20 protein-coding genes are annotated in these 26,486 nt (G+C 67.1%); 10 read left to right on the forward strand and 10 right to left on the reverse strand.

What is annotated here, in order from left to right:
* The first annotated feature begins 761 nt into the window (after positions 1 to 761).
* The 6 genes from OG310_RS14365 (at position 762) to OG310_RS14390 (ending at position 6,057) form a co-directional block, all read left to right on the forward strand.
* Positions 762 to 1,598 (forward strand): C40 family peptidase, encoded by an 837-nt coding sequence (locus tag OG310_RS14365; RefSeq protein ID WP_329456273.1) that lies wholly within the window; start codon positions 762 to 764, stop codon positions 1,596 to 1,598.
* 189 nt (positions 1,599 to 1,787) lie between these two features.
* Positions 1,788 to 2,144, forward strand: coding sequence for a type VII secretion target (locus OG310_RS14370; RefSeq protein WP_329456274.1), 357 nt, complete (start codon positions 1,788 to 1,790; stop codon positions 2,142 to 2,144).
* Positions 2,141 to 3,577: a hypothetical protein gene (locus tag OG310_RS14375; RefSeq protein ID WP_329456275.1), complete on the forward strand. Its 1,437-nt coding sequence runs from the start codon at positions 2,141 to 2,143 to the stop codon at positions 3,575 to 3,577. The genes OG310_RS14370 and OG310_RS14375 overlap by 4 nt, the downstream gene beginning before the upstream one ends.
* Positions 3,574 to 4,353 carry a hypothetical protein gene (locus OG310_RS14380; protein ID WP_329456276.1) on the forward strand — a complete coding sequence of 260 codons (780 nt, stop codon included), beginning with the start codon at positions 3,574 to 3,576 and terminating at the stop codon, positions 4,351 to 4,353. Before OG310_RS14375 ends, OG310_RS14380 begins: the two co-directional genes overlap by 4 nt.
* Before the next feature lie 88 nt (positions 4,354 to 4,441).
* Positions 4,442 to 4,918 carry a hypothetical protein gene (locus OG310_RS14385; RefSeq protein WP_329456277.1) on the forward strand — a complete coding sequence of 159 codons (477 nt, stop codon included), beginning with the start codon at positions 4,442 to 4,444 and terminating at the stop codon, positions 4,916 to 4,918.
* A gap of 338 nt (positions 4,919 to 5,256) precedes the next feature.
* Entirely contained in the window at positions 5,257 to 6,057 is an 801-nt protein-coding gene (locus OG310_RS14390; protein ID WP_329456278.1) for a hypothetical protein, read from the forward strand.
* Between the two features lie 148 nt (positions 6,058 to 6,205).
* Here the strand turns inward: OG310_RS14390 and OG310_RS14395 are convergent, their stop codons facing one another.
* Genes OG310_RS14395 through OG310_RS14405 form a run of 3 tightly spaced genes read right to left on the reverse strand, consistent with a single transcriptional unit; the run spans position 6,206 to position 7,878 of the window.
* The gene (locus OG310_RS14395) at positions 6,206 to 6,445 is read right to left on the reverse strand and encodes a hypothetical protein (RefSeq protein ID WP_329456279.1); all 240 of its coding nucleotides are present in this window, start codon (positions 6,443 to 6,445) and stop codon (positions 6,206 to 6,208) included.
* The gene (locus OG310_RS14400; RefSeq protein ID WP_329456280.1) at positions 6,442 to 7,566 is read right to left on the reverse strand and encodes a hypothetical protein; all 1,125 of its coding nucleotides are present in this window, start codon (positions 7,564 to 7,566) and stop codon (positions 6,442 to 6,444) included. Before OG310_RS14400 ends, OG310_RS14395 begins: the two co-directional genes overlap by 4 nt.
* Before the next feature lie 18 nt (positions 7,567 to 7,584).
* A complete protein-coding gene (locus OG310_RS14405; protein ID WP_329456281.1) occupies positions 7,585 to 7,878 on the reverse strand; it encodes a hypothetical protein in 294 nt (97 codons plus the stop codon).
* A gap of 436 nt (positions 7,879 to 8,314) precedes the next feature.
* Between OG310_RS14405 and OG310_RS14410 the strand changes: the two genes are divergently transcribed.
* Both OG310_RS14410 and OG310_RS14415 read left to right on the forward strand, forming a co-directional pair.
* Positions 8,315 to 8,776 (forward strand): pyridoxamine 5'-phosphate oxidase family protein, encoded by a 462-nt coding sequence (locus tag OG310_RS14410; RefSeq protein ID WP_329456282.1) that lies wholly within the window; start codon positions 8,315 to 8,317, stop codon positions 8,774 to 8,776.
* Between the two features lie 562 nt (positions 8,777 to 9,338).
* Entirely contained in the window at positions 9,339 to 9,743 is a 405-nt protein-coding gene (locus tag OG310_RS14415; RefSeq protein WP_329456283.1) for an integrase, read from the forward strand.
* On the opposite strand, the gene OG310_RS14420 is transcribed toward OG310_RS14415, so the two are convergent.
* The 3 genes from OG310_RS14420 to OG310_RS14430 all read right to left on the reverse strand — a co-directional run bounded on the left by OG310_RS14420 (position 9,713) and on the right by OG310_RS14430 (position 20,963).
* The gene (locus tag OG310_RS14420) at positions 9,713 to 10,378 is read right to left on the reverse strand and encodes a hypothetical protein (RefSeq protein ID WP_329456284.1); all 666 of its coding nucleotides are present in this window, start codon (positions 10,376 to 10,378) and stop codon (positions 9,713 to 9,715) included. The two genes, OG310_RS14415 and OG310_RS14420, sit on opposite strands and share 31 nt — an antisense overlap.
* Positions 10,375 to 17,376, reverse strand: a complete 7,002-nt coding sequence (locus tag OG310_RS14425) for a polymorphic toxin-type HINT domain-containing protein (protein WP_329456285.1) — start codon at positions 17,374 to 17,376, stop codon at positions 10,375 to 10,377. The genes OG310_RS14420 and OG310_RS14425 overlap by 4 nt, the downstream gene beginning before the upstream one ends.
* A 185-nt stretch (positions 17,377 to 17,561) precedes the next feature.
* Complete coding sequence (locus OG310_RS14430; protein WP_329456286.1) at positions 17,562 to 20,963, reverse strand: LamG-like jellyroll fold domain-containing protein; 3,402 nt, start codon at positions 20,961 to 20,963, stop codon at positions 17,562 to 17,564.
* Between the two features lie 458 nt (positions 20,964 to 21,421).
* On the opposite strand from OG310_RS14430, the gene OG310_RS14435 reads away from it, so the two are divergent.
* Entirely contained in the window at positions 21,422 to 21,859 is a 438-nt protein-coding gene (locus OG310_RS14435; protein WP_329456287.1) for a hypothetical protein, read from the forward strand.
* Positions 21,860 to 22,001: 142 nt separating this feature from the next.
* Here the strand turns inward: OG310_RS14435 and OG310_RS14440 are convergent, their stop codons facing one another.
* Both OG310_RS14440 and OG310_RS14445 read right to left on the reverse strand, forming a co-directional pair.
* The gene (locus OG310_RS14440; RefSeq protein ID WP_329456288.1) at positions 22,002 to 22,889 is read right to left on the reverse strand and encodes an SAM-dependent methyltransferase; all 888 of its coding nucleotides are present in this window, start codon (positions 22,887 to 22,889) and stop codon (positions 22,002 to 22,004) included.
* 104 nt (positions 22,890 to 22,993) lie between these two features.
* Positions 22,994 to 24,274, reverse strand: coding sequence for a geranylgeranyl reductase family protein (locus OG310_RS14445; protein ID WP_329456289.1), 1,281 nt, complete (start codon positions 24,272 to 24,274; stop codon positions 22,994 to 22,996).
* Positions 24,275 to 24,535: 261 nt separating this feature from the next.
* Here OG310_RS14445 and OG310_RS14450 point away from each other — a divergent pair, with 261 nt between their 5' ends.
* Positions 24,536 to 25,030: a GNAT family N-acetyltransferase gene (locus OG310_RS14450; protein ID WP_329460180.1), complete on the forward strand. Its 495-nt coding sequence runs from the start codon at positions 24,536 to 24,538 to the stop codon at positions 25,028 to 25,030.
* 67 nt (positions 25,031 to 25,097) lie between these two features.
* On the opposite strand, the gene OG310_RS14455 is transcribed toward OG310_RS14450, so the two are convergent.
* Together OG310_RS14455 and OG310_RS14460 are read right to left on the reverse strand one after the other, a co-directional pair.
* Positions 25,098 to 25,790, reverse strand: coding sequence for a demethylmenaquinone methyltransferase (locus OG310_RS14455; RefSeq protein WP_329456290.1), 693 nt, complete (start codon positions 25,788 to 25,790; stop codon positions 25,098 to 25,100).
* Between the two features lie 114 nt (positions 25,791 to 25,904).
* Positions 25,905 to 26,483 carry a hypothetical protein gene (locus OG310_RS14460; protein WP_443078638.1) on the reverse strand — a complete coding sequence of 193 codons (579 nt, stop codon included), beginning with the start codon at positions 26,481 to 26,483 and terminating at the stop codon, positions 25,905 to 25,907.
* Positions 26,484 to 26,486 lie beyond the last annotated feature (3 nt).

Consider the following 26,486-nt stretch of genomic DNA (forward strand, 5'->3'; position numbering starts at 1 on the left):
TGCGGTCCACGCAAATTAGCGCTGGAACACCTTGGGGTGATAACGGAACTTCACCTTCAGCCCGCGCCCTCACCCGGACGAGGGGCCGGGCCGCGCCCGGTGGACGACGCCCACTCGGAGGCCGCCGGTCCGGCAGCGGGACGGAACCACCCGGACCCGTGCGGCGTCACACCCTTTGCGCGCACCCGTTCGCGACGTCGCGCTCCGGCGCTTGTGTCCGCGCTCACGAGGGCCGGATGTTCACCGGCCCGCCCCGGCGGGCATACCGCCGGTGCGCAGACGCACACGGTCGCGGCGCACCGCCGGCACGCGCACCCGAACCACCGTCGGCGGAGCGGCTGTCGCTACCGCCGGTACGCGGACGCGATACGCGCACACGGGACACGATCGCCCCGCGCGTGCGCCCCTCGGGGTCGCCATGGACACGCCCTTTGGGTAGGCCCGTCCTACTCCTTCACCCCCGGCGTAGCCAGCGGAGCGACAGCCGACGCACAGAACGTGACACTCCTGTGACCTGCGCCACCCGCGCCGCATGCCGTGAACAAGCTGGCTTGGCCATGCACCCAAGGGATGGTAGGTCAGGGGCAATTCGGACCTTTAGCTGAAACACAGAGATCACGACCATGATCCCTGACGTCCGATTCGTCCGTTACGGCGTCAATAAGGCCACTCAAGAACCGGATTCACAAGTTCGGTACGTAACTGTGGCGCAATCCACCTTGCTTGACGACAACCGTCCGGCCCGGATACCGGTTATCCCCATGCCCCTCACCGCTCCCATACGAACCCACCGGAAGCCCCGCCGGAACGCACCGAGGACGGTGCTGCGCGCCGGAGTTGCCGGCGGCGTCCTCAGCACCATCGCGGTCGCCGGTGCTGCCGGAACGGCGAACGCCGAGCCGGTGACCGAGACCATCGAGATGCCGACCCTTTCCGCGGACCTGTCGACCACCGTCGCCCAGTCCGCCCAGGCCACCCAGCAGATCGCCCTGACGATGCAGACGCGTGCGCAGCTGCAGACCCAGGAGGACACCGCGGTCAAGAACGCGGCGACCGCGGCGAAGAAGGCCAAGTCCAAGGCGGAGGCCGAAGCCAAGGCCAAGGCCGAAGCGAAGAAGAAGGCGGAGGAAGCAGCCCGCGCCAAGGCCGCCGCGGCCGCCCGGGCCTCGCGCTCCTCCGTACGCACCGAGCTCGCGTCCTCCTCGACCAGCACGCCCAGCACCACGTCGTCCTCCACGGCGACGGGTTCCGCCGCCGCGATCGTCTCGTACGTCGAGGCACGCATCGGCGACGCCTACGTGATGGGCTCCACCGGCCCGAACGCCTTCGACTGCTCCGGGCTCGTCCAGGCCGCGTACCGCACGGTCGGCGTCGACCTGCCGCGCGTCTCGCAGGACCAGTCGACCTCGGGCACGCAGGTCTCCCTCAGCAACGTCCAGCCCGGCGACATCCTCTACTGGGGCAGCGCGGGCAGCGCGTACCACGTGGCGATCTACGTCGGCGACGGCAAGTTCGTCGGCGCGCAGAACCCGAGCGACGGCGTGGTCGAGCACGACCTCAGCTACGACCAGCCGACGGGCGCGGTGCGCGTCCTGTGAGGACGAACCGCCCCTGTTGAACTGAGGCATCGAGCTTTCGCACCTCTTTGCCATGAAGGTCCGCGTTCCCGCCGGGAGCGCGGACCTTCGCCGTTCCCGGATGCGTGTCGGAACGCCCACAGTGCGTGAAGGAACGTTCTGCGCCTGAACAGCCCTGAAGTCGGGTCACCAACGGGGAGGGGAGGGGACATGGGCGATTACCTCAAGGTGGAGGCCGAATCCCTGGGCCGCCTGCTGAAGCAGTTGCACGACAGCCAGGACGATCTGCGCACGGCACTGTCCACGATGAAGGACATCGGTCCGAAGTCCACCGGCAGCATCGAGCTGGACCACGCCTGCGACGAGTTCCACGACAGCTGGGACGACGTGATCGGCAAGATCGCGGACGGCACCGGGGCGATCGAGGACAAACTGCGCGCAACGAAGAACGACTTCGAGGCGACGGACGAGGCGATCCGGCAGGCGTTCGCCGACGCCGAGCACCCCCCGAACACCCCGCGGCCCGCTCCGGGACCACCGGCGATCCCCCCGGCGGGTGCGCGATGAGCGAGGCGGACTACCCCACTCTCGGCTTCGACCCCGCGCCCGGCGCACCCGCTTCGGTGGACGACCTGGCGACGAAGCTGTCGGCAGCGGTCGGCGGGCTGGAGAAGGCGAACGCGACGCTGACCGCCATCGCGAAGGGCGGTCACGCGAGCGCGTGGGAGGGCGAGGCCGCGACGGCGTTCTCCAAGAAGGTCGGCGACCTCCCCCACTACCTGACCGACAGCCACGACGCTCTCAAGTCCGCGGCCACCCAGCTGACTGCCTGGCACGACAAACTCGTGGAATACCAGAGCACCGCGCGGACGTACGAGTCGGAGGCGAAGGCCGCGAAGCAGCGCGAGGCCGAGGGCGAGAAGGCGCGCGACCACCAGTCCGCCCTCTACGACCAGGCCGTGTCCGACCCCTCGTTCCCACTCGCAGGACGGTCGTACGCCACCCAGGCCGAGGCGAAGAGCGCGCAGGAAAAGATCGACGCGGCCGGCCGGCGCGTGCAGAACGCGGGCAAGGCGCTGGACACGGCGACGGACCGGCTGAACGCGGCCCGCGACGAGCTCGACGCGATCGTGAAGAAGGCGAAGGACCTCCTCGACCGCCACCAGGCCGAAGCACGCTCGATCGCAGACGAGTTGCGCAAGGCCGACGCCAACGCGCCGGATGCGAGCGTCTGGGAGCAGATGGGGGACTTCTTCACGAAGCAGGGCCACGACATCAAGGACTGGTGCACCAAGCACGCCGACCTGCTCAAGACCGTGGGCGACTGGCTGGGCACGGCGTCCGCGGTGCTGGGCGTGGCCGCCCTGGCCACCATGTGGTGCCCACCCCTGGCAGGCGGGCTCGCGCTGGCGGGCGGCATCGCCGCGGGCGGCGCGCTGGCCGCGCACGGCGCGGCGAAACTGGGGGGCGCGGACGTGGGGTGGAAGACGCTGGTGCTGGACGGGGTGGGGGTGATTCCTGGTGGCGTGTTCGCCAAGGACCTGGCTCTGGGGGTGAAAGTCCCTCTCAAGCTCGCAGGTAAGAGCGGGACCATGCTCAAGGGCGGCAACACGGTCCGCAAGATCAAGGAATCGAGCGAACTCTTCAAAGGGTCCAAAATCAGCCCCAATTTTTTCTCCAAGGCGCTCGGCGCCAAGAAAGTATATGCATTCTCGAGAGAGGATCTGAAATTCGGCGACAAACTCAACTTGGCTTGGCAGCACACCGTGGCTTCGTATTCCGAAGGAGGTGTCGTTGCCGACGGAGTGAGCAACGTTTTCACGAAGCCTCCACTGAGAAACCTGCCTGGTGTCGCTGAGGCTATTCGAGCGGACGGTACTCTCGACCCCATGTCATGGTGGTCGCGAGGAGCGCAGATCGGCCAGAAGGCATGGGGGCTTCGAGGAAAACTGGAAGAGGACTTTGGTCCTGGTGCACCGGCAGCAGGTTCTCTGGGGTGAGGAAAATCAAAAAAGGACAAGCCTTCGCGAGCCACCACGTACCTCTCGATGAAAGGAGTGACTATCCAACAGGTACCTATTTTGCCATCATGCCTCGCCCTGTCCGCAGGGACACCAAGCCCATCGCCGTAGTAATTCCGCAGTGCGATCCATCAGAGGAACGATTGATCAAAGGACCGCCGGGGAGCGGTCCGGTCGGAGGTTCCAGTACAGCAACCGCCACTGATGAGGATTTTTCGGAGCTGCTGAAAGAAGATTTTGACGATTTTGATCTGCGTTTCGCCCACATCAAAGGACCGTTCACAATCACATCCCCGCACCTCGAAGAATTGTGTCGGGTGGAGCCGGAAAAGGATGAAGGGGCGCACCGCGTCTACGCACCAGACGGCACCCTGATTGCAAGAATCCGCCGAACCCCCGGCCGCTTCTTCCCGTGGCCCCGTCGGGTTAGGTGGCACTTGGAAGTCAAGCGAATCAATGAACCTCCCTCGCTCTATTCTGCGCCCAAAGGGACCCTCACGGCCTGGGTATCATTTGTCGTTCTCTCGCCCCTGTGGGCAGCGCTGGCACTTTTCGGTCTGCTCAGCGCGTTGCTCGGAGCTGATGACCCCTGGTTCCTATGGGATCTGCCCGCTCGTGCGAAATGGCGCACAGGACTCTCCGGATGGGGACTGGATTTTCGTGGAGTAAGCAACACGTATTACCTCAACACGGAAACCATGGACGTCCGCGTGGCATACGCACAAGCCATTATCCACAGTTGGACAGCACATTGAGCAAGAAAGAGCAGATCAGGATGAATCCCGGAGCGGCCAGTCCAGGGCGCGCACTTTTCCACCAATCCCCTGCAGCAGCTGTAGAAAAATGAAGGAAGAATCTCTCATCCTGCTGGATATTGATGAAGAGGACCTCTCCAATGTGCCGACAGGAGCGCGTTCCTGGATCAAAGCACGGAAGGAAACGGTGGGTTTGGTATTACAGGAGATCGAGCCCTACCGGGGCGAGCCTTCTTCAACGCCGATGAAGATCCAGGAATACAGCGCTCTCTCGGAGTCCGAAAAAGAAGATGTTGAAATCCTCGCCAGGATGCAGCAGATCCGTTGGCGCATAGTAAGGTCGGAACGACCTTTCTCCATCCAATTGACGACACCCGGTCATTCTCTGGTCTGTCGCGTGGAGCCGGTTGACGGTTCGCACTGCATCTATGCCGCCGACGGCACCTGCTGGCGCGCTCGGAGCGATACGGCGGACGCTTCCTCCCGTGGCCCCGAAGGACCCGATGGAAACTTGAACTGCCGGACGATGGTCTCGCCTATGAGGCAGCCGAGGGTTATCTCATAGGATGGGCCTTCTATACCATTGGCTCACCTTTGCTCATCGCTTTGTATATGGCTTTCTTCGCCCTCTCCATCGCCGGATACGGAAACGGCCTTTACCTCGGCCTACCCGGTCGACCAACACGTACGAAATGGCGCAATGAGCTCTCCCAATGGGGTCTGGACTTCCGAGAAAATATGTATCACACCAACCCCGATGATCTCGATCACCGTATTTCATATGCTCTAGCCGTTATCCACAGCTGGCGCCTGAGGAATATCTGATGTCAGTTCCTCAAGAGGCAGGTCGTAGCAATCCTGCCCCAGGGTGACCCCCGCGCAGAGAAAGGAGCGCCGGTCAGCATGATGACTTCTTCTGTCTTCGCCGACGGCACAGGATCCGGACCATCCACGGAGGACGGCATCTACTTCCGGGTTCCCGACGTGATGCACTCCCTGGGTCTTGACCTCTCCCCCGAGGATCGGCCCGAGCACATCCGGGAACTGGCCGACAAGGTGTGGGCCGCGGGAACGGACTTCCAGCGGGAGACAACCGCGGCTGTGTACAGCGATATCGCGGACGCCGCCGCCGAGGACGGCGCCCTCTACGCCGGGGTCTGTTTCCTGACGCTCGACAACGGCATGCCCGCGAGTGCGTCTCTTGTGGTGCGCGCCGAGGACACGGACCGCACCGACGCCGACATCGTCGCCACGGGGATCGCCGAGGCACTGTCGGCGAGTCCTGGCAAAGAGGCGTATCGGACGACAGCGGCCGGGCGGCCTGTTGCCGTGGCCTTCTCCGTGGTGGGCGCAGCCCTGGACGGCGACGACGAGGACGACGCCACGGCCGCAGGACCCGTCCCGGCCCCCAGGCGACCCGCGAGCATCGGGACGGACGTGCCGGATTCCCCGGTCCTCACCCTGGCCGGCGCCGAGGCGTACGTTCCGCTTCCCGAGCTCTCGCGGCTCCTAGTCCTGTGCGTCAGCACTCCCTCGCTGGAGATCTTCCCGGATCTGGTCGCCCTGCTCTCCGGGATCACCGAGACCCTGGAGGTCGACGCGGCCTTCGCGGCTGTTCCGGTTCCTCTGCGCGTGGCCGTCGCCGGCCCTGAAGGCGTCGGCCCTGAAGGCATCCTGCGCGCCTCCCGTATCAGCGAGTTGTGAGGACCTGCGCGGCGCGTGGGACCGCGCCAGCCGGCCCCGTCACGAAGTCCTGCGTCGGGCCCCGGCTTGTTCAACGAGCGAACACGTACGGCGCAGCCGGCGTGGGCCGGCAGGTACGGCCGTAGAAACGGCCGCAAGGTCAGCGCTCTCAGGGCCGACAGGTGCTCGAATCGCTGGAGCACAGCCAGCCGTCGTCACCCGGGTGGTCGAAGTCGTGCAGGACCCCGAGGAAGCTCGCCACCACGAACACGACGAAGGCCGCGCAGACTCCCAGCCCGACCCACAGGGCGACTTTCCCCCATCGCCGTGCACCGGGCGACACTTCCTTGCGACGGACGGCGGGCCGCTCGGACTCGCCTGTGTGCCGGCCCGTGTAGCGCGGGGTCACAGCGTGGCCCTCATCTGACCGGACGTTCCCGTGACGTCGAAGTCCCGGGCCACGCCGGTGGTGTTCAGATGGGCGATGTCGGCCTGTTCGAGGGTGATCTTCAGCGGCCCGTAGCCCTTGGACTGCGTGGTCCGGTGCTCGCTGGGCACGCCCCAGTCGTACCGCTTCTTCACTTCCATGTGGTACGTGACCGTGTTTCCCTGCTTCTCGCCGACCATCCGGTACTGGAAGTGGTTCAGTGCGTAATACCAGTCCTGGCTCTCGCCGCCGTCGCCGGGTCTCGGCGCGGTCGACTGCCACGCTGTGGTGAAGGAGCCGTCAGGCCTGTGAGCGACGTCCTGAGCGAGGGTCGTGTTCGCGTCCCTTCGGAACTGGGGTATGTCGTCGAGCAGTTCCTGCGGATCGACCTCGACCGGCGCGCCCGTGGCGTCCAGGTAATGCTTGATGAGACCCGCTGTGTTGACCCAGCCACGGGCGTTGGCCAGGGCGCCCACATTGTTGAGCTTGTTCCGTGTGGTGCGGTCCGAACCGTCGGGATTCAGGATGTCGAAATCCCGGTTCTCGGACTCGAAGTTGTGCGGGGTCCCGAACACCACCTTGATGTTCTGGGAGATCCAGCCGTCCTCAGCGTCGGCCTTCTCCAGTACCGCCCTCGCCCGCTGCTCCAGGGACTCGGCCTTGCCGCGCCGCTCCTTGTGCCGCGCGAGGCCTTCCGGATTGTTGGGGTCGTACATGTCCGACCACGAGACGCTCGCGTCATCGGTGATCAGCATCCCGTCCTCGGCGGCCTCAAGCCGCAGTGCCTCGGCCTGTCCCTGGAGGTCGCGCAGACCCGCGAAACCGCTCCCTCCGCCCGTACCGTTCACCTCGTCCCGGAAGAACGAACGCAGCCCCTGCACCTCGGTGTCGAGAGCGTCGAAGTCCAGCTGAATGCGATCGCAGTACGCCTGGGCCGCCCGGCCTGCCTCCCCGCGCCAGCGGTCCTTGTGCAGGGGGGTGACCACCTCGTCGTGAAAGTCCTTGCGGTTGTCCTTGATCCGCTTGTGGACATCGCCCCAATCGCGCACGAAGGTGTCGAGGCCGTTCACGTCGAGGGACAACAACTGGCTGAAGGTGACCATCCTCGCCCTAACCCGGTATCAATGCGGCAAGCCGCCGAAAGCGGACCTGATCGCCGTCTCGTTCGCGTCGAAGGCATCAGCGCTGTCACGGAAGTTGAGGGAGGCCTGCCCCAGCCGGTCCGCGATCACCGCGTTCAGCGCCTCCCAGCGCGCCTGCATCTCCTGCAGGCCGGCGATGAAGGACCAGCCCTGGTCCTGCCGCGCAAGCTCCTGATCGGCGTCCTCCGCCCCAGCACACGTGGTGCGGACCTGGTCCTTGCACGCCTCGCAGGCGTCGGCTCGGGAACGCAGGTACGAGGACGAGACGCCCACGTCCGGGTCTCCGCCCCAGACGGGCGGCGGCGGAGTGGGCGACGGCCCCGGCGAGGGATCGGGCACAGGCCTCGGCGCGGAAGGCTCCGGGGACGGTTCGGGCGTGAACCTCGGAGTCGGCGTGGGTCGGGCAGAAGCCACGGACCGGGGCCGGACGTCACGGCATAGGCCGACCGAGGGTCGACGGGATGGGCCAATGGTGTTCCCCCTCACCATGGACACACAGGTTGAAGGCGTCACGCTAACGCGCTCACGCCACCGCGCACAGTCGCTCTTCCGTCACGGAGACCCTGTGTTGGTGATGTTCTGCGTTGTGGTCCCAGTAGTCAAGAACTCGCCGCCTGTACTCCCACCGAGGGTGAATGCACACCCGCCTCGGCCACCTTCCCCATGCGGCCGGGGTCCTACGATCAGGAGTCGATCCCAGGAGGCCCGCATGACGCAACCCACCGCCCGTAGCGCGCACGAACGCAAGCAGGACGCGCTGCACCGCCTGGAACACGACGTCGACGCCTGGGTGTCGACGGCCGACCTGGAGACCGGGGCGCCCTACCTGGTGCCGCTGTCCTTCCTGTGGAACGGCTCGTCGCTCCTGCTCTCCACCGCCGCGACGGCCCCCACCGCCCGCAACCTCTCACTGAGCGGCACGGTCCGCCTGGGCATCGGCGAGACGCGGGATGTCGTCCTGGTCGAGGGCACGGCCCAGGTGGTACGCCCGGCGGAACTGTCACAGGAGGACGGCGACGCCTTCGCGGCGAAGACCGGCTTCGACCCTCGCGAGGAGTCGGCCCCGTACGTCTACTTCCGCGTCAGCCCGCGCAGGCTCCAGGCGTGGCGGGAGTCCAACGAGATAGCGGGCCGGGACCTCATCGTGGACGGCCGCTGGACGGTGGACTGAGGCTGCTCGACGCGCGCCTGTCGTGGAGACCCCCGGGGCGGAGCCCCGGCCGTGCTCCGCTCCGGTATCGATACGGGGTGTGATGGGCGCCGTTGTTGTGCCGTCGGAACCTTGCTCCAAGCGACTCTCTTCGTTGACGCCAGCCTGCGTCCACTCGGTACTCGCGTCCGATGTGGAGCACGCCGTGCGCGAGGCGAAGAGCCCCTGCAACCTCGCCCGCAACGTCGCACCGGCGCAGTACAGCCCTGCCGCTTCAAATCCCTTACCGCTGAGTAAGCCCGCGAGTTCCTCGCCGCCAGGCGTCACCGGGTGCATCCCCTGTTCGAACTTGCCCGCGCGCCGGGACTGCGCAAGGTCGAACTCCTCGGTGCGAGCACCGCCGCCCTCCAGCACACCCGCAGCAGGCCACCCTGCTGACCAAGGCCCATCAGCTCGGAACGGCGCATCGCCCGCCTGCCTCCTGCGTCGCCTCTCTTCACGGCACCGCCGGCGGCAGGCACGCGAGCAGGAGCAGGCGGGCCCGGCTTGGCAGGACAGCGGCTACGTCTTCACACGGTCGGACGTGCACCCGGTAGAACCCGCCACGTTCACAACGCACTTCGGCGCCCCACTCCACGACGCGCAGTTGCTGCCCATCCGGTTCCACGATCTCCGCTACTCGACCGCGACCCTCCTCCTGGAACAGGGCATCGAATTCGTCGTCGTCAAGGAACTCCTGGGCCGCGCCCATATCGGCGTGACCGCGACGGTCTACGCACCCGTTCGCCTCGCCTCCAGCGCCAGGCTGTCAACCTCCTCGGCCACGCCCTCGGCAACCTCACCGAGACCACGATCCAGCCCGACGACGCAAGAACCCACCGCTCTGTGCATCACCCGTCCGCTGGCCTTGCCGTTCGGATGCGCATTCCGACGGGGCCTCCTTTTCATCACTGAATATTATCCCTGGCGCATCTTCGCAAGTTTATGAAAGGCGATTTGGCCGTCGACAACCGCATGGAGCAAATCAACATTTTCAGCCTTTGCTGATAGCCCCTCAAGCCATTCATCTCCCGAGGTCCACTTAATTGGAAGTCGCGACTTGGGCCACTTCCCCAGGAGCTCCCGGGCGAATTGGATGCCCTCCACCGCAATATCAACTGAGCCACTTGCCGCAGGGATTAGGACACTATCCTCAACTTCATTCACCGCAGGCGGGCCACCTTGGGCTTGCTGAGAGCCTGCAAAGGTGCGCAACTCTCCGACGACGTCCTCAATCGTCGGCGGCAAATCCAAACTCAACCGCGACTGCTCGGTCAGTCGCCTGGCAGCGTCAGAGTAGTCTTCCCCATGCCGAGAGAAAGTAACGGCCTCCTGCACCCCTGAGCTTGTGACGAGACGCTGGCCAAGAGTCAGGGAGACGACTGGAAACTCTCGGGTGAGAGCATGAATGTGCACGGTCGGAAAATACGCGTCGCCCGAGGTAGATCGGTCGAGCGTGACCCCTTGAAGCACAGGGCCAATACGCCTAAGCAGTCTCAAAGGCCGCCAGACATCGAAACCCGGGTACAGGGCCGACCAGTCCTTAGTAGCCCGTTTGACGGTCGCTGCATCCACCTTGCTCACGGATTCACCTCCACTGTCAGATTCACGCCTGGGACGTTTAGGGCATTCTTGTCCGCCTGCCACTTCCCGATCCCTTGACCGGGGTTCTTGACGAACTTGTAGTCATACACGACACCTGCGGCCGGATCGAACACATCTGGTCGGGCACTCCCCGCCGTACCTCTCGGAACGGGCGCCCCTCCCAAGTAGCTTTTTTCGGTAATCAGACCACGATTTCCATAGATGCCCTGGTAGCGAGTGAGGAGAGTGTCGGCGTAAGCATGCTTAGCAGTACCCGAGACTGCCCCGCTGCCGCCCAGTCGTGCTTGAGCGCGAGTGGCAATCGCTTGCACGAGGTCCGCATTAGAGGGGTTCGTCGAGCCGCTGCAGGAGCAGGCAGCTCCATTCGGAGCAGTTCCACTATTGCAATTATGCACCAACACCGGTGTAGTCCCGGCAAATACATAGTACGTGTGCAGCTCATTGACAGTCAGGTTGTAGCGGTCCGCCGCACCCGGCGTCACGTGGACTGCGACCACCGTGACCCGGGCCGACTTGTCTGTCGTCAGGGTCTCGCCCGGCTTGAGGTCGCCGGCCTGGGTCCATGCGTGCGTCGTCGTGTCCCAGAACGGGTGGTTCGACGTGGTGTGGAGGATCGCCGGGCTGCCCGTGGGCTGCTTGACGGTGACGTCCAGCAGGTCGTGGTCGTGGTTGACCCATCGTGCCTCGACCGTCCGCGGGCCCTTGTGCTTCACCGTCTTGGGGTCGGCCGCCTGGACCTTGTCACCGGGCTTGATCTTGACGATGGCCTTGGTTTTGCCCTTGGCCATCAGAACCTTGGTGCCGGGCGCGAAGCTGCACTTCTGCGACTCCGTCTGCGCCTCGCGCTTCGGAGCGTCCGCGGAACCGGAGGAGGCCGTGGACTCGGCGTCCGAGGCCGCCGCGTCTGCTCCGGACGACGAAGCCGACGATTCGGCACTCGCCGTCTCTGTCCCCTCTTCGAGCGCCGCTGCGGCCGTGCCGCCCAGGCCGGCGGCGCCGAGGACGACCGCCCCGCTTTCGGCAGCCGCTCCGGTCGCCGCTCCCAGGACTGCCGCCGTCCCGCCGAAAGCCGCGCCTTCGGAGAGTCCGGTGGCGGCACCCACGATCACGGCCGCGCAGCCACCGGCTGTAGCGACGACACAGGCAATCGCCCCCGCGACCACAGCGGTGGCCACCACGGTCGCTATGACCGGATGTTGCGCGATGGCGTGATAGGCCTTGTGGAAGACGTGCGTGGCGCCGTCCGCCACCTGTTTGGCGCGACAGCTCAGTGACCAGCCGCAACTCTTGTGAGCGCTGCTGCTACTACTGTTACCGCTACTACTCCCTGGATGGCCGCCGCCGCCGCTGCTGCCCGCCTTGGCGCAAGGCACCGGCTGGTTCGCGCCCGAGCAGCTGTTGTTGGTGACCCCCGGGGTGTTCCACGCATTCCCGGGTAGCGCGGTCATGCCCGTCGGGTCCGACTCGCCGACTGGGTTGTTCGCGGCGTAGGCATAGCCGTTGATCTGGTTCGGGTCCGCGACCTCCAGGACGGGGTCGAGGGAGACGAACCGGCCGGTCGTGGAGTCGTACTCACGGGCACCGAGATGCGTCAGACCGGTGTCGGTGTCCTGGATACCGTCGACAAAGCCCTTGTCCCCCAACCAGTCCGTGGAGTCCGCGCCCCCTGTTGGATCCGTCGCCGCCTCGGGCCCTCGCGGGTTGCCGAACGGGTCGCTGTAGCGTCGTACGACGGCCTGAGTGGTGCTGTCGATCTGGGTCGTCGCCGTGCCGTGGCCATCGGAGAGGACCCACGACAGGCCGCCCCCGCTGGTACGCACCGCGACGGTCTGGCCCGCCCAGGTGTAGTAACGGGTTGCTGTCGCCACCGTCGCGCTCGCTCCGAGGTGGACCTCCGTGTCGCCCAGGTAGAGGGTCGTGCCGGTGCTGTCGCGGGACAGGAGGCGATTGCCGTCCGGGTCGTAGAGATAGGAGACGGTCGTGCCGTCGGCGTTGGTGACCGTGGACAGGTTGCCCTCGTCGTCCCAGGCAAGGTGCTGGGTCTTGCCGTCGACGGTCCGGGTCGTGGTGTTGCCCGCGCTGTCGTAGTCGTAGGAGTCGGTCTTGTCGGGCTGGCCGGGCTGCGTCGTGACGGAAGAGTCCAGCGCATGCGGCTGCGAGCTGCCCGCGACCGGATATGTGTAGGTCGTCGTGGCATCGGAAGCCTCGGACCCCGTGCCGTGGTTGACCAGTTTCGTACGATCGCCGACCTGGTCGTAGCCGTAACTCTGCCAGTAGGGCGCAGGACCTCCGAGCATCGCCTCCGACGGGCTCGCGGCGCAGCCGTCGGTCGGGGTCCAGGCCTCCGTGAGGCGATCGTGCCCGTCGTAGCTGTAGCACTGGGTGTCGTCCACACCATCGGCCCTGGTGTCGACCGAGGTGGGGTTACCCGAGTCGTCGTACGTGTAGTTCGTGTCCTGTACCACCCCCGTCCCGGTGTCATCGGTCACCAGTTGTCGGGTCAGGCGCCTGGTGCCGTCCTCGTAGGTGTTGCTGATCTGCGCCCACTTGGCGGTGTCCGTGGTGGACGTACCCAAGGTGATCTGGGACACGTCCCCAGGCTTGGTGTAGACCGTGTTGAGAACGTAGCCGCTTCTCCCCTGAAGGGACTTGGGCATGCCGAGCTCGTTGTAACCGTAGATCTCCGACTCGCTCGGCAACCCCCCGACGGCCGGGTCGGTCGCCGAATACTGCGTTCCGTCGAGGTTGTAGGCGGTGCCGAAGGTGTAGGTGCCGGCCAACCCCTCTTCGCCGGTGACGGACGGCACCGTGACCCGGCTGAGCGTGGGCCGGTACAGGGCGTCCAACTGGACGACCTGGCTCGTGTAGGCCTTACCGGTAGTGCTGGAGCCCCCCACGTACCGCACGGACGAGGCCGGCTGCCCCTTGGCGATCGTGTCGTACGTCCACTTCGCCAGCTGATGGTCGGCGTCCTGAACGGTGCCGTCGTACTCAGCGGTCTTGCGGCCGAGCTCGTCGTACGTATAGCTCAGAGTCTTGCCGCGGCTGTCGGTGGTGGAGGTGGTCTGGTCGAGATCGTCGTACGCGACGGTACTGGTGCCGCCGTCCGGGTCTGTGGTTGACGTCTTGCGGCCCAGAAGGTCGTAGTCGTAGTGCCAGCTGTTGCCGCTGCCGTCAGTGACTTGCGACAAGTGACTCTTGGAGTCGTAGTGGTACGTGATCGACGTGTAGGAGCCGGAAGCTGTGCCGTTGTCGTACTGGCGGGTTTCCGTGGTGCGCCCGAGCGTGTCCGCGAGCGTCGTCGTCGCGACGCCACCCTTCGGCGGGACCACCGTGGTGCGATCGCCCCCGTAACTCGTTGTGGTGGTCCACTTCTTGGTGCCGCCGGCGTAGAAGTCCTGCGCAGTGGCCCGCCCGGCTCCGTCGTACGTGGTGAGCGTCTGCGCGGGCTCGGCGGAAGTGATGTTCGCCAGCGTTCCGGATGCGTCGGTGCCGTCGGTGTAGTCAGCATCGGACTCGACGGCGAGGCCGCGTGTGTCGTACTTCGTCTCGGTGATGACGCGACCACCGCCCGGTGCCGGCGTCTGGCTCTGGCGAGGACGCAGGAGGGCGTCGTAGATGGCGTACGTGTTGTCGTACGAGGAACCGTCGTTGCGCAGCTTGCCAGTACGGACGTACGAGGCTGCCGAGTTGGACAACTCGTAGTCGTAGACGAGGCTCGCTGTCTGATTGGCGGCTTTGGAACGGTTGGGCAGCCAGATGCTGGTGAGTCTGCCTAGCGCGTCGTAACCGTAGTCCGTCCGCTTGCTGTTCGGGTCCACGACCGAGGTGGCCAGGCCCCGTGAGGGGTCGTAGACGGTGGTGGTTTTGTAGTTCTTGGCGTCGTAGCTGTCAGTACTGGTCAACGGCCCGCCGGTGGCGGGCGTGTAGGTCGTCTTCGTGGTGTGGCCCGCGGCGTCCGTGACGGTGGTGACACGGCCTTGGCTGTCGTACGCAGAGGTGGAGACAGTCTGGTAGACGGGTGCGTCATCCTGGTAGGACGTCAGCCTCTGAGTCGACGTCTCGTCGCCGACGGAGGGGGCTGTCCCGAAGGCCTTGCCGTCGTAGAGAGTGCGGTTGTCAGAGATGACGTCATCGGGCCGCTTGGGGGTCGCGTCACAGCCGACGTCGACGATCTCGACCCGAGTGGGGACAGCACGCAACCAGGCCGTGTTGTTGTTCGCGAGCGTGGTGCGCGTGCACTGTTCGTCACCCGAGACGTTCGTGTCACCGTCGTCGTCCACCTGTATCGGGGCACCCGTGTCGGGATCGTAGGTGGTGTGGACGGCCATGTCCCGGGTGCCGCCGGCGGAGAGATCCGTGCGCGTGTAGACCGCTGCGGGGTCGGTGTAGTCGGACTCGCGTGTCCCGTCGGTTCCTGTCTGGTGGATCCACTCGTCAGTGACCGTGCCGGAGACTTCGTGCGATCCGTCGTAAGTGATCTCCTCACGAACCGATCCGGCAAGCGGTTCGGCGTCGGTGACCGCGGTGCCCTGCGAGTCGGTGATCTTGACGCTGCGCTTGCTGCCGTCTGCCTGCTTGTCGCCGTCCATGCCGCGGAAGTAGCTGTCCACGGTCTTGGTCCTGGTGGACTGTGCGTCACCTGAGGTCGTTGTCACACTCCCGTAGCCGCGCCACTGCGACCAGGTGATCCGCTTGGCTGGAGAGGTGACGTCGTCGGTGTCGTAGTGCCAAGCGGGGGAGCCACTGTAGGTGTAGTCCGTCTCCTGCAGGGGTGCCCCGCCCGTGGGATCGGACTGGAGAACCTGCTGGACGACGTACTTGTGGAAGTAGTCGAGCTCGGGGCCATCGGTGAACGGCGGCGTCCAGTAGGTCGGATAGCAGAGTTTGGTATCGGAGTCCGGCGCGCTGGGCATGTTCGAGCCGACGACGCATTGCGGGTCGGAGTAGTTGACGGTCAGGACCGAGCCGGTCTCGGACGTGATGGTCCGGACACGCCATTTGACGAGTGCGGCAATGTCGTCGTGCGTGGTGTCGACCCGGTTGGTCATCTGGACGCCGGCGAACGTGACCGGCTTCATGGCGACGGCCTTGCCGTCCTGGCCGGTCCGCGTGATCGAGTTCAGCCAGAGGCCCGCCGAGGTGCCGTCGCCCGGATCGGGGAACGAATGGTCGAGCTGCCAGGAATCGACGTCCTTGTATGCTGCCGGGCTGACGGATGTGTCCCATACCTTCGTGGTTACCCCGGTGAGCCGCTTGCGCGAAAAGAACGTCGGCGAGGGGTCGTCCTTACAGATCTTGCCCGAGGCACAGATCTGGTCGAAAGGAACGTCGGGCCAATCCTCGGCTGTCGTGGAAGTCAGCGAGTCGCACTTCTCCGTGCTGGTCGGCACGCACCGTTCCGCCGTGGTGAACGCCACCTCGTCCGGTGCTGTTCCAAAGACCGAGGATGCCGTCAGCCCGTAATCGATGCGGGACAGGTAGCCGCCACGGTCGTAAGCGCTACCGTTGGCGGTGGTGGTCCCGTTCTTGGCGTAGTAATTGACCTCCTTCGTGTACCAGTACGACATGGCGTTGCCGTGAGTGTCGACCACATAGTCGAGGTTCCAGCGCCACGCCTGGTCGCAGGAACTGTCGGCAAAGGTCGAGGCATGGCACGGCTCACCCGCGTCGTCGCCGAACACGGGCACGGTCCATGTCGAGTTGGTTTCCGACTTACCGCTACCCCAGCCGGGCAAGCGGTTTTCACCGAAGACGTACTGCATGCCGTCGGCGGTGGTGACGGTCCAGTACTCGCCGTCATTGTCACCGTTGACCGCACCCGTGGAGCGGGTGACCCGCTCTCCGTCATCGTCCTTGGGATGCCATTCGCCGGTCTTGGAGTCCTTGATCAGCGGGGAGGTCTGTCCGTTCAGAACAAGTGTGGCGTTATCGTTCGCCCAGCATTCGTCGTACTTCTTCGACTGCCCGTCGTCGTCGCACGAGTCGTACGCCCGCTCGATGTACGAGGTCGGCAGGTCCCATCCCTCACCCACCCAGGATGGTTGGTTGTTGGTGGACGGCAGACGCCCGTCCACACTCTGTGAGTCATAGCCGATCGCGAGGCTGGGGGCCGGACCGCCCGAAGAAGGCGGCACAGAGAGCGGGTACGACCAGTTGAAGTCGCCACTGGAGCCTCCGGCCTGCCAGGAGGCGGACGGGGAGAGAGAGGTGGCCTGGTACGAGCCTGCCCCGGAGGACGGTGCGGCAGTCGCCGCGATGACGCTGAGGCCAGTGGCCTCGGCCGTTCTCGGGCTCGCCGGGGACGTGGATGTCGCCATGGCGCTCTGCAATACCTGCGAGGCGGAGTCCTGCGGAAGAGCGACCGTGGCCGTCAGGGTGTGGTGCCGGATGTCGTTGTCCGTCTTCACCGGAGTCCGAGTGCGGCAGCCCTGGGTGTCGGGCGTCGTGAGAGCGCATGCGGGCAGTTGGACGAGAGAGAGACGTGAGGCGTAGTCACCACCGAACGCGTCCGCGAAGCCCGAATAGTCAAGGGTGAGTCGCGCCTTCCCGGAGCGGTTCCCCACGCCTCCCGAGACCGACACCAGTGCGCCGTCTGCGCCGGCGGCCACCGCCGTCGCGTGGTCCGCGACCTGTACGGATGCGGAGTGCGGCGCGGCAACGGAAGGGGCCGGGACAGCGGACAGTTGCACTGGCAGGCCACCGACGGATTCCGCCTTGCCCGGATGGTCGGCAGACGCCACCGCGAGGGTGACATCGGCGGCCTTCGGCCAGGTCACGGCCTTCTTCAGCGCGTTGGACGTCCGCCCAGCGGCCGCCTTCTCAGGGTCCTTGACCGTGGCGGCCTTGGCTTTGAACGGCACGGCGGTGCCGGGCTTCACCTGGTCGGCCTGCACCGTGTGATGCCCGTGGCGCTCGTTCGCCCAGGTGGCAGGAGCCGTGCCGAGAAGGGTCGCGGTGACCGCCCCGGATGCCAAGACGACGATCCAGCTCCGTATCCGGCCGGACCGCTGTCCGCTCCAGGCGAGCGCTCTGAAAGGCGCCGCGTGTGTGCCGCCACGCATGTGTGAACTCCGCATCCTTGGGGGTGGTGCGAACCGATGCCCCACGGACGTACCGCAGGGTGGTGCCGCCGTCTGAGAGCCCGGGGAATTTCCCGAGGTCAGAGCGGGAAGAGGTACTCGTCGTAGAACATCTGGGCGATGTCGGTACCGGACATGACGCCCGTCCAGAGGCGTACGCGCTGGACGAGCCCCGTCGCGTCATCGCCATAGGCACCCGAAGAGGTGCGGCCTCGCCCGATCGAGAAGGCCCCGCTCGCCTGCCAGGGCTGGTCGAAGACGACTCCTCCGTCAGAGCCCTCGTCCGATTCGTCGTCACCGACGGCGCCTTGTTGGACACCGTTCACGTAGAGCGTCAGATCCTGGTTCGCCGCGTCGTACACGCCGGTGAGAAGAGTCCAGGTGGTCGGGTCCGCGAACACTGCGGAGTCGAGGCCGGTCGGGTCGGAAACGACGGTCGCGGTGGTGGAGTCGGCCGTCGTTCTGCCGAACATCCAGGCTCCCTCGGACGACCCGGCGGGCTGGCTGTACCAGATTGCCCATGAGTCGCGCTTGCCGCCCGACTGGCCTGCGATGCGCACCGTGTGGGCGACGGAGGTGTCGGCGAGGGGGCCTGGATCCAGCTTCACCCAGGTGGCGATCGTGAAGGCGCCCTGCGCGTCGACGAGGGGCCCGGGCGTCGTCAGATATCCGTTAGAGGTGCCGTCCAGTGCGAGGGCGTTGCCCATCCCGCCGTCGAGATCGTCCGTCCATGTCGCCCCGCTGCCGAGCGTGGCGGTGTGACCGTAGCCGGAGGTGTCGGTGGCGGTGGTTCCCGACGTGGCGCCGAGCTCCCAGTCCGCGACCAGGGACGGGTGGGTTTCATTCTGGTCATCCGTCATGTCCTGCAGGTCCGCGACCTCATCTGCCGACATGATCCTGTTCCACAGCCGGACGTCGTCAATCTGTCCGGTGAAGTAGTCCGTGTACGAGCCCCCGTACTGCCCGCGCCCGATCTGGAGGGATCCCGTCGCCTTCCACGGTGTGGTGAAGGCCACCGGATCACCCTGCGGGAGACCGTTCACGTACAGCTGGATCGTCTGCGCCTGGGCGTCGTAGACGCCCATCAGGTGGGTCCACACACCGACCGCGGGCACTGCTGTGGAGACAGATCGCACGATGGTCGGTGCGGTGGCGTCCGTCGCATAGCGGTTGAAGATCCACGCCTTGTACGACGTCGAGTAGTAGAGGGCGAAGGATGATCCGCTCGTCCCGGCCTGGGCGGCCACGACCCCGTTGTGCGAGTCATCGGTGAGCCGGGCCCAGCCCGAGATGCTGAAGGACTTCGTCGTGTCCAGTCCGGTTCCGCTCGCAGAGGCGTACCCGGCGGTACCGTCCGTTGCCAGGGACTTGCCCGCTCTCGCGAGGTCCGACCAGGACGAACCCGAGGAGGAGAGGGTCGCGACGTGCGAACCCGCCCCGTCGCCCGCCGAGTTCCCGCTTCCCTCGTCGAAGGACCACGTGTCCACCGGCGACGCGCCCTCCGCGGCCTTGAAGTAATAGGTGGAGCTCGCGGACACGTTCCCTGCCGCGTCGGCGGTCTGCACGGTCAGCGCATTCAACCCACGTGCGTCTGGCGCCAGGTTGAGTGCGAGGCTCGCCGTGGGTGACGCGAACGACTTGGTGACCTGGCGACCCTCGTTGAGCGTGTATGTGTACTTGACGACGTCTGAAGCACCGGCCTTGACCGTGAAGGCTCCGGGAGCCCCCACGCCGCCTGCCGCCGTGCAGCTGTCAGGATCATCGGAGCTGGCGCACTCCGGATACGTGGTCGAGGTCACGGCCGGCGGCGCGGGTTTGCTGGTGTCGACGTGGAAGGCGCAGGCACCGGTCGTAGTCCAGCCGGAGTACATCGACGCGGTTGTGCCGTCGAAGGAGTACTGGTATTCCGTCCTGGTCTTGAACCAGTAGGTCTGGCCGTTCTTAAGTGTCGGTGTCTTCCAGGTACCGGCCTTGCCCGATGTCGTCCAGGCCGAAGGACTGCCCGAGGCGACCAGCGGGTCCGCGATGTCCGGGTCGTACTGGTACAGCTCGAAGTTCGGACGGAGCTTGGACTGTGATCCGTCGGCCGACTTCGGGGCGGCCGTGAGCGTGGGCGTGAGGGTACGGATATTCACGGCCACACTCGAACTCTTCCCGCACGCGAGGTTCGGGTCGGACAGTTTGAGCGAAGTGGGTGTGCTCGGCTTGGACACGAAGGTGACGGACAGCGTGGGCTTGGTCTCCGATGGGGACTCGAACTGCTTCCACTCCAGGTCGTTCGTCTCGCTGCTCGCACGCAGGCCGACCGTGGTGGTGGCGCCGGAGCGCGCTGCGCCGTATGCGACCGCGCTGGTCGCGTCGAAGGACACGTTGCCGCCAGGACAGGAAGCCGAATACCCCTTCGCTGCTGAGACGGTGTCGATCTTCGACATCCAGGACGGCTGCTTGTTCCAGGTGTTCGAGGAAGAGATCCCACCGGTGTGCCACAACTCCACCGGTTCCTTGGTGCAGTTGGCAGCCCAGTTCTCCAGCGCCGTGAACGTCGCCGAGAGAATCTTCTTCCCGCTGAGGCTGTGGGTGTCGAACTGGTAGAGCGAGCGGACAACCTTGCTGTCGTCCCACGAGTCGTAGCCGGAGCCCAATGAGTGCTTCGTCTTCCAGAAGGACGTCGACGGCTCACCGGACCACAACGCCGTCCACCCGGCGAGGGAGGAACTGGTCGTCTGCGGATCGAGGACCACCGGATACGTGGTGCCTGGGGCACTCAGGAAGGAACGATCCGGCGAGACGGACAGCGTGTCACCGCTGGCCGAGACGCCCATGACCGCCGTCTTCGCGCCAGGACCCGGGCCGTCCGTGGCATCCCCGGGAGCGTCACTGGCCGACGCTTCATCGCGCGTGGCGGCGCTACGCGCAGCGGCCCCCGACATGGTGGGATCGTCTGAGGACGCGGGGGTGGAGTCCCACATCAGCGCCGTTCCGGTGGTGAATTCGGGGCGCCCGGCGCTGTCGACGAGTGCCACGCCGCCATCAGCGTCCGGCGTCAGTGTGAGGCCGCTGGTCTGCACCGGAAAGCGCACGGTGGCAAGGTCGGGGTCGAGAGCCGCTTCCCGTGTCTTGACCACGAGGTTCTCGCTGAACCCGTCGGGCAGCGCCGAGACGATGAGGTCCACATCAGGCAGGACAGAGGCGTAGGTCGCCTCCGAGCCGGAGAGCGTCGGAGCGGGCAGCGTCCAGGGCGACGCAATGCTGTAGGAGACGTCTTTCTGGGAGATGGTCGCCAACGGGGCCGACGAGCCGCCGCCAGAGAACGAGATCTCCGCGGCCGTCGCCTTGGGACTGACCGTCCCACCGGGGACAGATCCCAGCGTCGTGTCGATCGGCACCCACGAGGAGCCGACCTTGGCCCGCTCCGGTGTCACGTCTGCCTGGAGGACGAACGTGCCGTCGGGCTGGGCGGACACCGTCTGGGTCGGTGTCATGTCAGCCGGGACGTCCACGGAAGCGCCGGTCTCCGCCGCTTTGACGGAGGCCAGGGCTTCTGGCGACAGATTCTGTGCGGTGCCATTCCGCGCCGAAGCATCAGCAACTCCGGGGTTCGCGGCGGCACTCCACGCCCCCGCACCGAGGGCGGGCTGCACCGCGAGCACTACGGCGATCGGCCATGCCCGGCTTGTGGGCATGCGTATGCCCGGCTTGTTCCTGCCCAACGTGTGCCCCCCCGGGCGTCTTTACGGGCGGACGAACAAAAGTTGAACGTCCACGATCACGACGACTGATCTTGGCAGCGGATTTCCCATGGCGAAATCTGCGGATCGGCAAGTTCCGCTTGGTGTCTCGCCATGATTCGACAAAGAATCTAAAAGTGACCATCTTGCGACGGCTTCTCCAACCTTGTGTGGTCGACTCCGCGTCACTCACGCTCAACCGGAGGATCACCATGCAGAAACCAAAGACGCGGCGCACCGCCGGAACCGCCACCTTCCTGGACGTCCTGCTGCGCTGGACGTGGATACGGCGCCGCACCACCGAGAAGGACATCGCGGACCTGGAACAGGGGTGGAGCCTGGAGATGGTCGCCCACAGCAGAACCGTCGGCCTGCCGAAGACCGTGCGCGTGGGGAAGGGCAAGCAGATCAACGCGCTGAAGATCGGCCGGCTGGCGCTGTCGCCCGACGGGGGCATGGTCTGGAGCGCTCAGCGGGGTGGTGAGGCGGTTCCGCTGACCGGCCCGTTCGCGCTGAGTGAGGAGCCCACCGGCAAGTCCGTGCTGAAGTTCGCCGTCTACGAACTGGAGACGGGCGGGGGGACCTTCGACGTCGCGATCACCAAGGTGGATGTGGGACTGCTGCGTCACGCCTGCGCGGTGAGCGTCTGACGAGTCGCCGGGCAGGCCAGGACCGTGACGGGCGCCCGCGCCCCGGTCGGCGTCCGACCTGCGTACGGTCCGCGCCTGACCGGCGCCCGGGCGGGGCGGCGCGCGGCGGACAGAACAGATCCGCCGGCGCGCCCCGGGCCGGTCAGGGGCGCTTGAGACCGATCGCCGCGTACAGGTGGGTGTGGTCCTTCGAGTCGTCGGTGCCGTCCGGGTGCCAGAGGTGGCACTCGACGAGGCCCGGCTCGACGAGGTCGAGGCCGGAGACGAAGGACTCGATCGTCGCGCGGGGGCGGACGTTCGCCGCGATGCCCTCCTCCGCGTAGATGCGCTCCGTCTCGCGCCACGCCTCCGGTTCGAAGTCGTCCGTGACATGACTGAAGATCACGCAGCTGCCCGGTGCGAGCGCCGCGAGGTACTGGGACATGAGGTCGCGGACCTGGTCGTCGTCCGGCACGAACTGAAGGACCGAGCAGAGCATCAGGGCGACCGGGCGGTCCAGGGCCAGTGTCCTGCGGGCGATGGCGAGGACCTCGGCCGGCTCGCGGAGGTCCGCGTCGGCGTAGTCCGTGGCGCCCTCGGGGCCGCTGTGCAGCAGCGCCTCGGCGTGGCGCAGCACGATGGGGTCGTTGTCCACGTAGACCACGCGCGAGGAGGGGCGGATGGCCTGCGCGATCTCGTGGGTGTTCGGCTCCTTGGGCACACCCACGCCGATGTCGAGGAACTGGTCCATGCCCAGGTCCGTCGTCGCGTACCGCACCGCGCGGTCGTGGAACAACCGGGCGCCGAGTCCGATGCGCTGGATCGCGCCCTCGGTGTGGAACGCCTCCGCGAGGCGTGTGCCCGCGTCCTTGTCGACTCCGTAGTGGTCCTTGCCGCCCACGTACAGGTCGTACAGGCGGGCCGAGCTCGCCCGGGACGTGTCGATGCGCTGCTTCGCACCGTCGCGCAGGGCCTCGCTCAGGCCGTCGTGCGCCGCGCCGGCGGTCCCCGGCGTGGCGGACGTGTCCGGCGCGGCCGGAGCGTCCGGCATGTCCGGCGTGTCCGGCGTTTCTGGCGCGTTCGGCATTGAGGTCCCGTTCACTTCGAGAGTCGGCAGTCCACATCGGCGGTCCGGGCCGCTGTCCCGGGCCATCGTTACGCCCGTGGAGCGACCTTCGTCAACCCGTTGATGATCCGGTCCATCGCGTCGCCGCCCGTCGGGTCGGTCAGGTTCGCGAGCAGCTTCAGCGTGAACTTCATCAGCAGGGGGTGCGTCAGGCCGCGCTGCGCCGCCAGCTTCATGATCGTCGGGTTGCCGATCAGCTTCACGAACGCGCGGCCCAGGGTGTAGTAGCCGCCGTACGTGTCCTTGAGGACCTGCGGGTACCGCTGCAGCGCCCGCTCCCGCAGGGCCGGGGTGGCGCGCGCGTGCGCCTGGACGATCACGTCGGCGGCCAGCTGCCCGGACTCCATGGCGTAGGCGATGCCCTCGCCGTTGAACGGGTTGATCATGCCGCCGGCGTCGCCGACCAGCAGCAGGCCGCGCGTGTAGTGCGGCTGCCGGTTGAACGCCATCGGCAGCGCGGCGCCCCGGATCGGCGTCGTCATGTTCTCCGGGGTGTATCCCCAGTCCTCCGGCATGGAGGCGCACCAGGCCTTCAGCACCTCGCGCCAGTTCAGTTCCTGGAACGCGGCCGAGGAGTCGAGGATGCCGAGGCCGACGTTCGACGTGCCGTCGCCCATGCCGAAGACCCAGCCGTAGCCGGGCAGCAGCCGGTCCTCGGTGCCGCGCCGGTCCCACAGCTCCAGCCACGACTCCAGGTAGTCGTCGTCGTGGCGCGGTGAGGTGAAGTACGTCCGCACGGCGACGCCCATGGGGCGGTCCTCGCGCCGGTGCAGCCCCATGCCGACGGACAGTCGCGTTGAGTTGCCGTCGGCGGCGACCACCAGCGGCGCGTGGAAGGTGACGGGCCGTTTCTCCTCACCGAGCTTCGCGTGGACGCCGGTGATCCTGCCGGTGCGGTCGGTGATCGGCTCGCCGACGTTGCACCGCTCGTAGAGCCGGGCGCCGGCCTTCTGCGCCTGCCGGGCCAGCTGGTCGTCGAAGTCGTCGCGCTTGCGGACGAGACCGTAGTCCGGGTACGAGGCGAGATCCGGCCAGTCGAGTTCGAGCCGCATGCCGCCCCCGATGATCCGCAGGCCCTTGTTGCGCAGCCAGCCCGCCTCTTCGGAGATGTCGATGCCCATGGACACCAGTTGCTTGGTCGCGCGGGGTGTGAGGCCGTCGCCGCACACCTTCTCGCGCGGGAACGCCGTCTTCTCCAGGAGCAGGACGTCCAGACCCGCCTTGGCCAGGTAGTACGCCGTGGTCGAGCCGGCGGGGCCCGCCCCGACGACAATGACGTCGGCGGTGTTCTCGGAGAGGGGCTCGGTCACGGAGGGTGCTCCCGGCAGGGTCGGCACGGATACCGGCTCGATACGGCGGACCAATGTGTCGCGGCGAAGTATCGAAAGGCAACGGACATGGGCAGTCTATGGGGGCGTACCGACAAGGCCGCTCGAAGGGCAGCTTCCGTGAACGATTCGCCTCAGCTCGCACCCCGCCGCACCCCCGGGCCCACCCCCGGCGCCGCCCCGGGGCCCACCGCCTCCGGCGACGGCTCCACCGCCGCGCCGCGCCCCGGCCCACCGCTCGAACTGCGCGTTCCCACCGACGAGGACGCCTACGCGTGGCACCGCGTCTTCGCCGATCGCGAGGTCATGGAGTTCCACGGCGGCCCGGCCGAGTTCTCGGTGTACGAGGAACTCACCGCCCGTCAGCGCCGCCACGCCGCCGAACGGGGCTTCTGCCTGTGGACGGTGGTGGACGAGCACGGGGAGGTGGCCGGCTTCACGGGCGCCCAGCCGTGGCCGCACCGGTCGTTCGGCCCCTACGGCGAGATCGAGATCGGCTGGCGCCTCGGTCGCTCGTACTGGGGCCGGGGCTACGCGACGGCCGCCGCGCGCGCCACGCTCGAACGGGTCCGTGCGGCCGGTGTCGAACGGGTCGTGGCGATGGTCAACGCGCGCAACGACCGCTCCATCGCGGTCACGCGGCGCCTCGGCATGGACCTCGCGAAGACGTTCGCGTACGCGCCGGAGGGCCGGCCGGGCGACGAACTGGTGGGGCACCAGTACGAGCTGACGCTGTAACCGGCCGCCGGAGCCCACGCCCCGGGGCACCAACGGGCAACCACGGGGGCGGGCGCCCCGTCCGCCGCTACTTCCGCACGCCCCGGTGAAGCGCGACCACGCCGCCCGTCAGGTTCCGCCACGCCACGTCCGACCAGCCGCAGCGCTTCATCCGGGCCGCGAGACCCCGCTGGTTGGGCCAGGCCCGGATGGACTCGGCGAGGTAGACGTACGCGTCGGGGTTGGAGGAGACCGCGCGCGCCGTGGGCGGCAGCGCGCGCATCAGGTACTCCTGGTAGATCGTCCGGAAGGGGCCGAACGTCGGCTCCGAGAACTCGCAGATCACGACCCGGCCGCCGGGCTTGGTCACCCGGTACAGCTCGCGCAGCGCCTGCTCGGAGTCCTCGACGTTGCGCAGTCCGAAGGAGATCGTCACGGCGTCGAAGACCTCGTCCGCGAAGGGCAGGCGGGTCGCGTCGCCGGCCGTGAACGGCATCCACGCGTAGCGCCGCTTGCCCTCGCGCAGCATCCCCATCGAGAAGTCGCACGGCACCACGTACGCGCCGGTCCGGGCGAACGGCTGCGACGAGGTCGCCGTGCCGGCCGCCAGGTCGAGGACCTTCTCGGCCGGACGGGCGTCGACGGCCTTCGCGACCTCCTTGCGCCACAGGCGGGTCTGGCCGAGTGAGAGCACGTCGTTCGTGCGGTCGTACTTCTCCGCCACGTCGTCGAACATGGTGGCGACTTCTTGTGGCTTCTTGTCCAGGGATGCACGGGTCATTCCCCCATTGAATCAGCCCGCCTCCCGGCGTCCGGGACCGCCGAGGCGGACCGGGGCCCGGCCGCGTCGTGGCCCGCCCGCCCTCCGCGCCGTGGTCCCGCGCGGGCCGCGCCGCTACGCCCGCCGGTGGACGAGCCGGCCACCGAGAACGGTGACCACGCACGTCTCGGCGGGGCCGCCGGGGGCCGGGCTCGGCGATGCCGGCGCCGGGCCCAGCACCGTGAAGTCCGCGTCCCCGCCGCTCACGAGGTCGGCCGGGTGGTCCCGCAGGCCCGCGCGGCGGACTGCGGCCGCGACCTGGGGGCGGGTGAAGGGACCGGCGACGGCCGTGACCCCGCGCGCGAACAGCCGTTGCACGCCCCGGCGTGCGCTGGCGCTCCAGCGGGTGTCCGTCATCGCGATCCCGGCGACCGGCACGGGGTCCGTGCCGAGGGCGTCGGCCTCACGCGGGTCGGGCCAGTAGAAGGCCTCCAGCAAGGCCGTGCCGTCGGCCGCGTACCGGCCGGGCTCCAGGACGCCGTCCCAGGCCCGCACCCGCGCGCCGCCGCGCTCGCCCCCGTAGGTCTCCAGCAGCTTCCCGTACGACCCGATCTCCGCGATCCGTCCGCCGTCGGTGACGACCGCGAGTCCCGGGGTGACGGGTCCGTTCCGTTCGGCGCGCACTCCGCCGCCGGGGTGGTGGATCGTCAGCACCGC

Source organism: Streptomyces sp. NBC_01497 (assembly GCF_036250695.1).
Classification (GTDB): domain Bacteria; phylum Actinomycetota; class Actinomycetes; order Streptomycetales; family Streptomycetaceae; genus Streptomyces.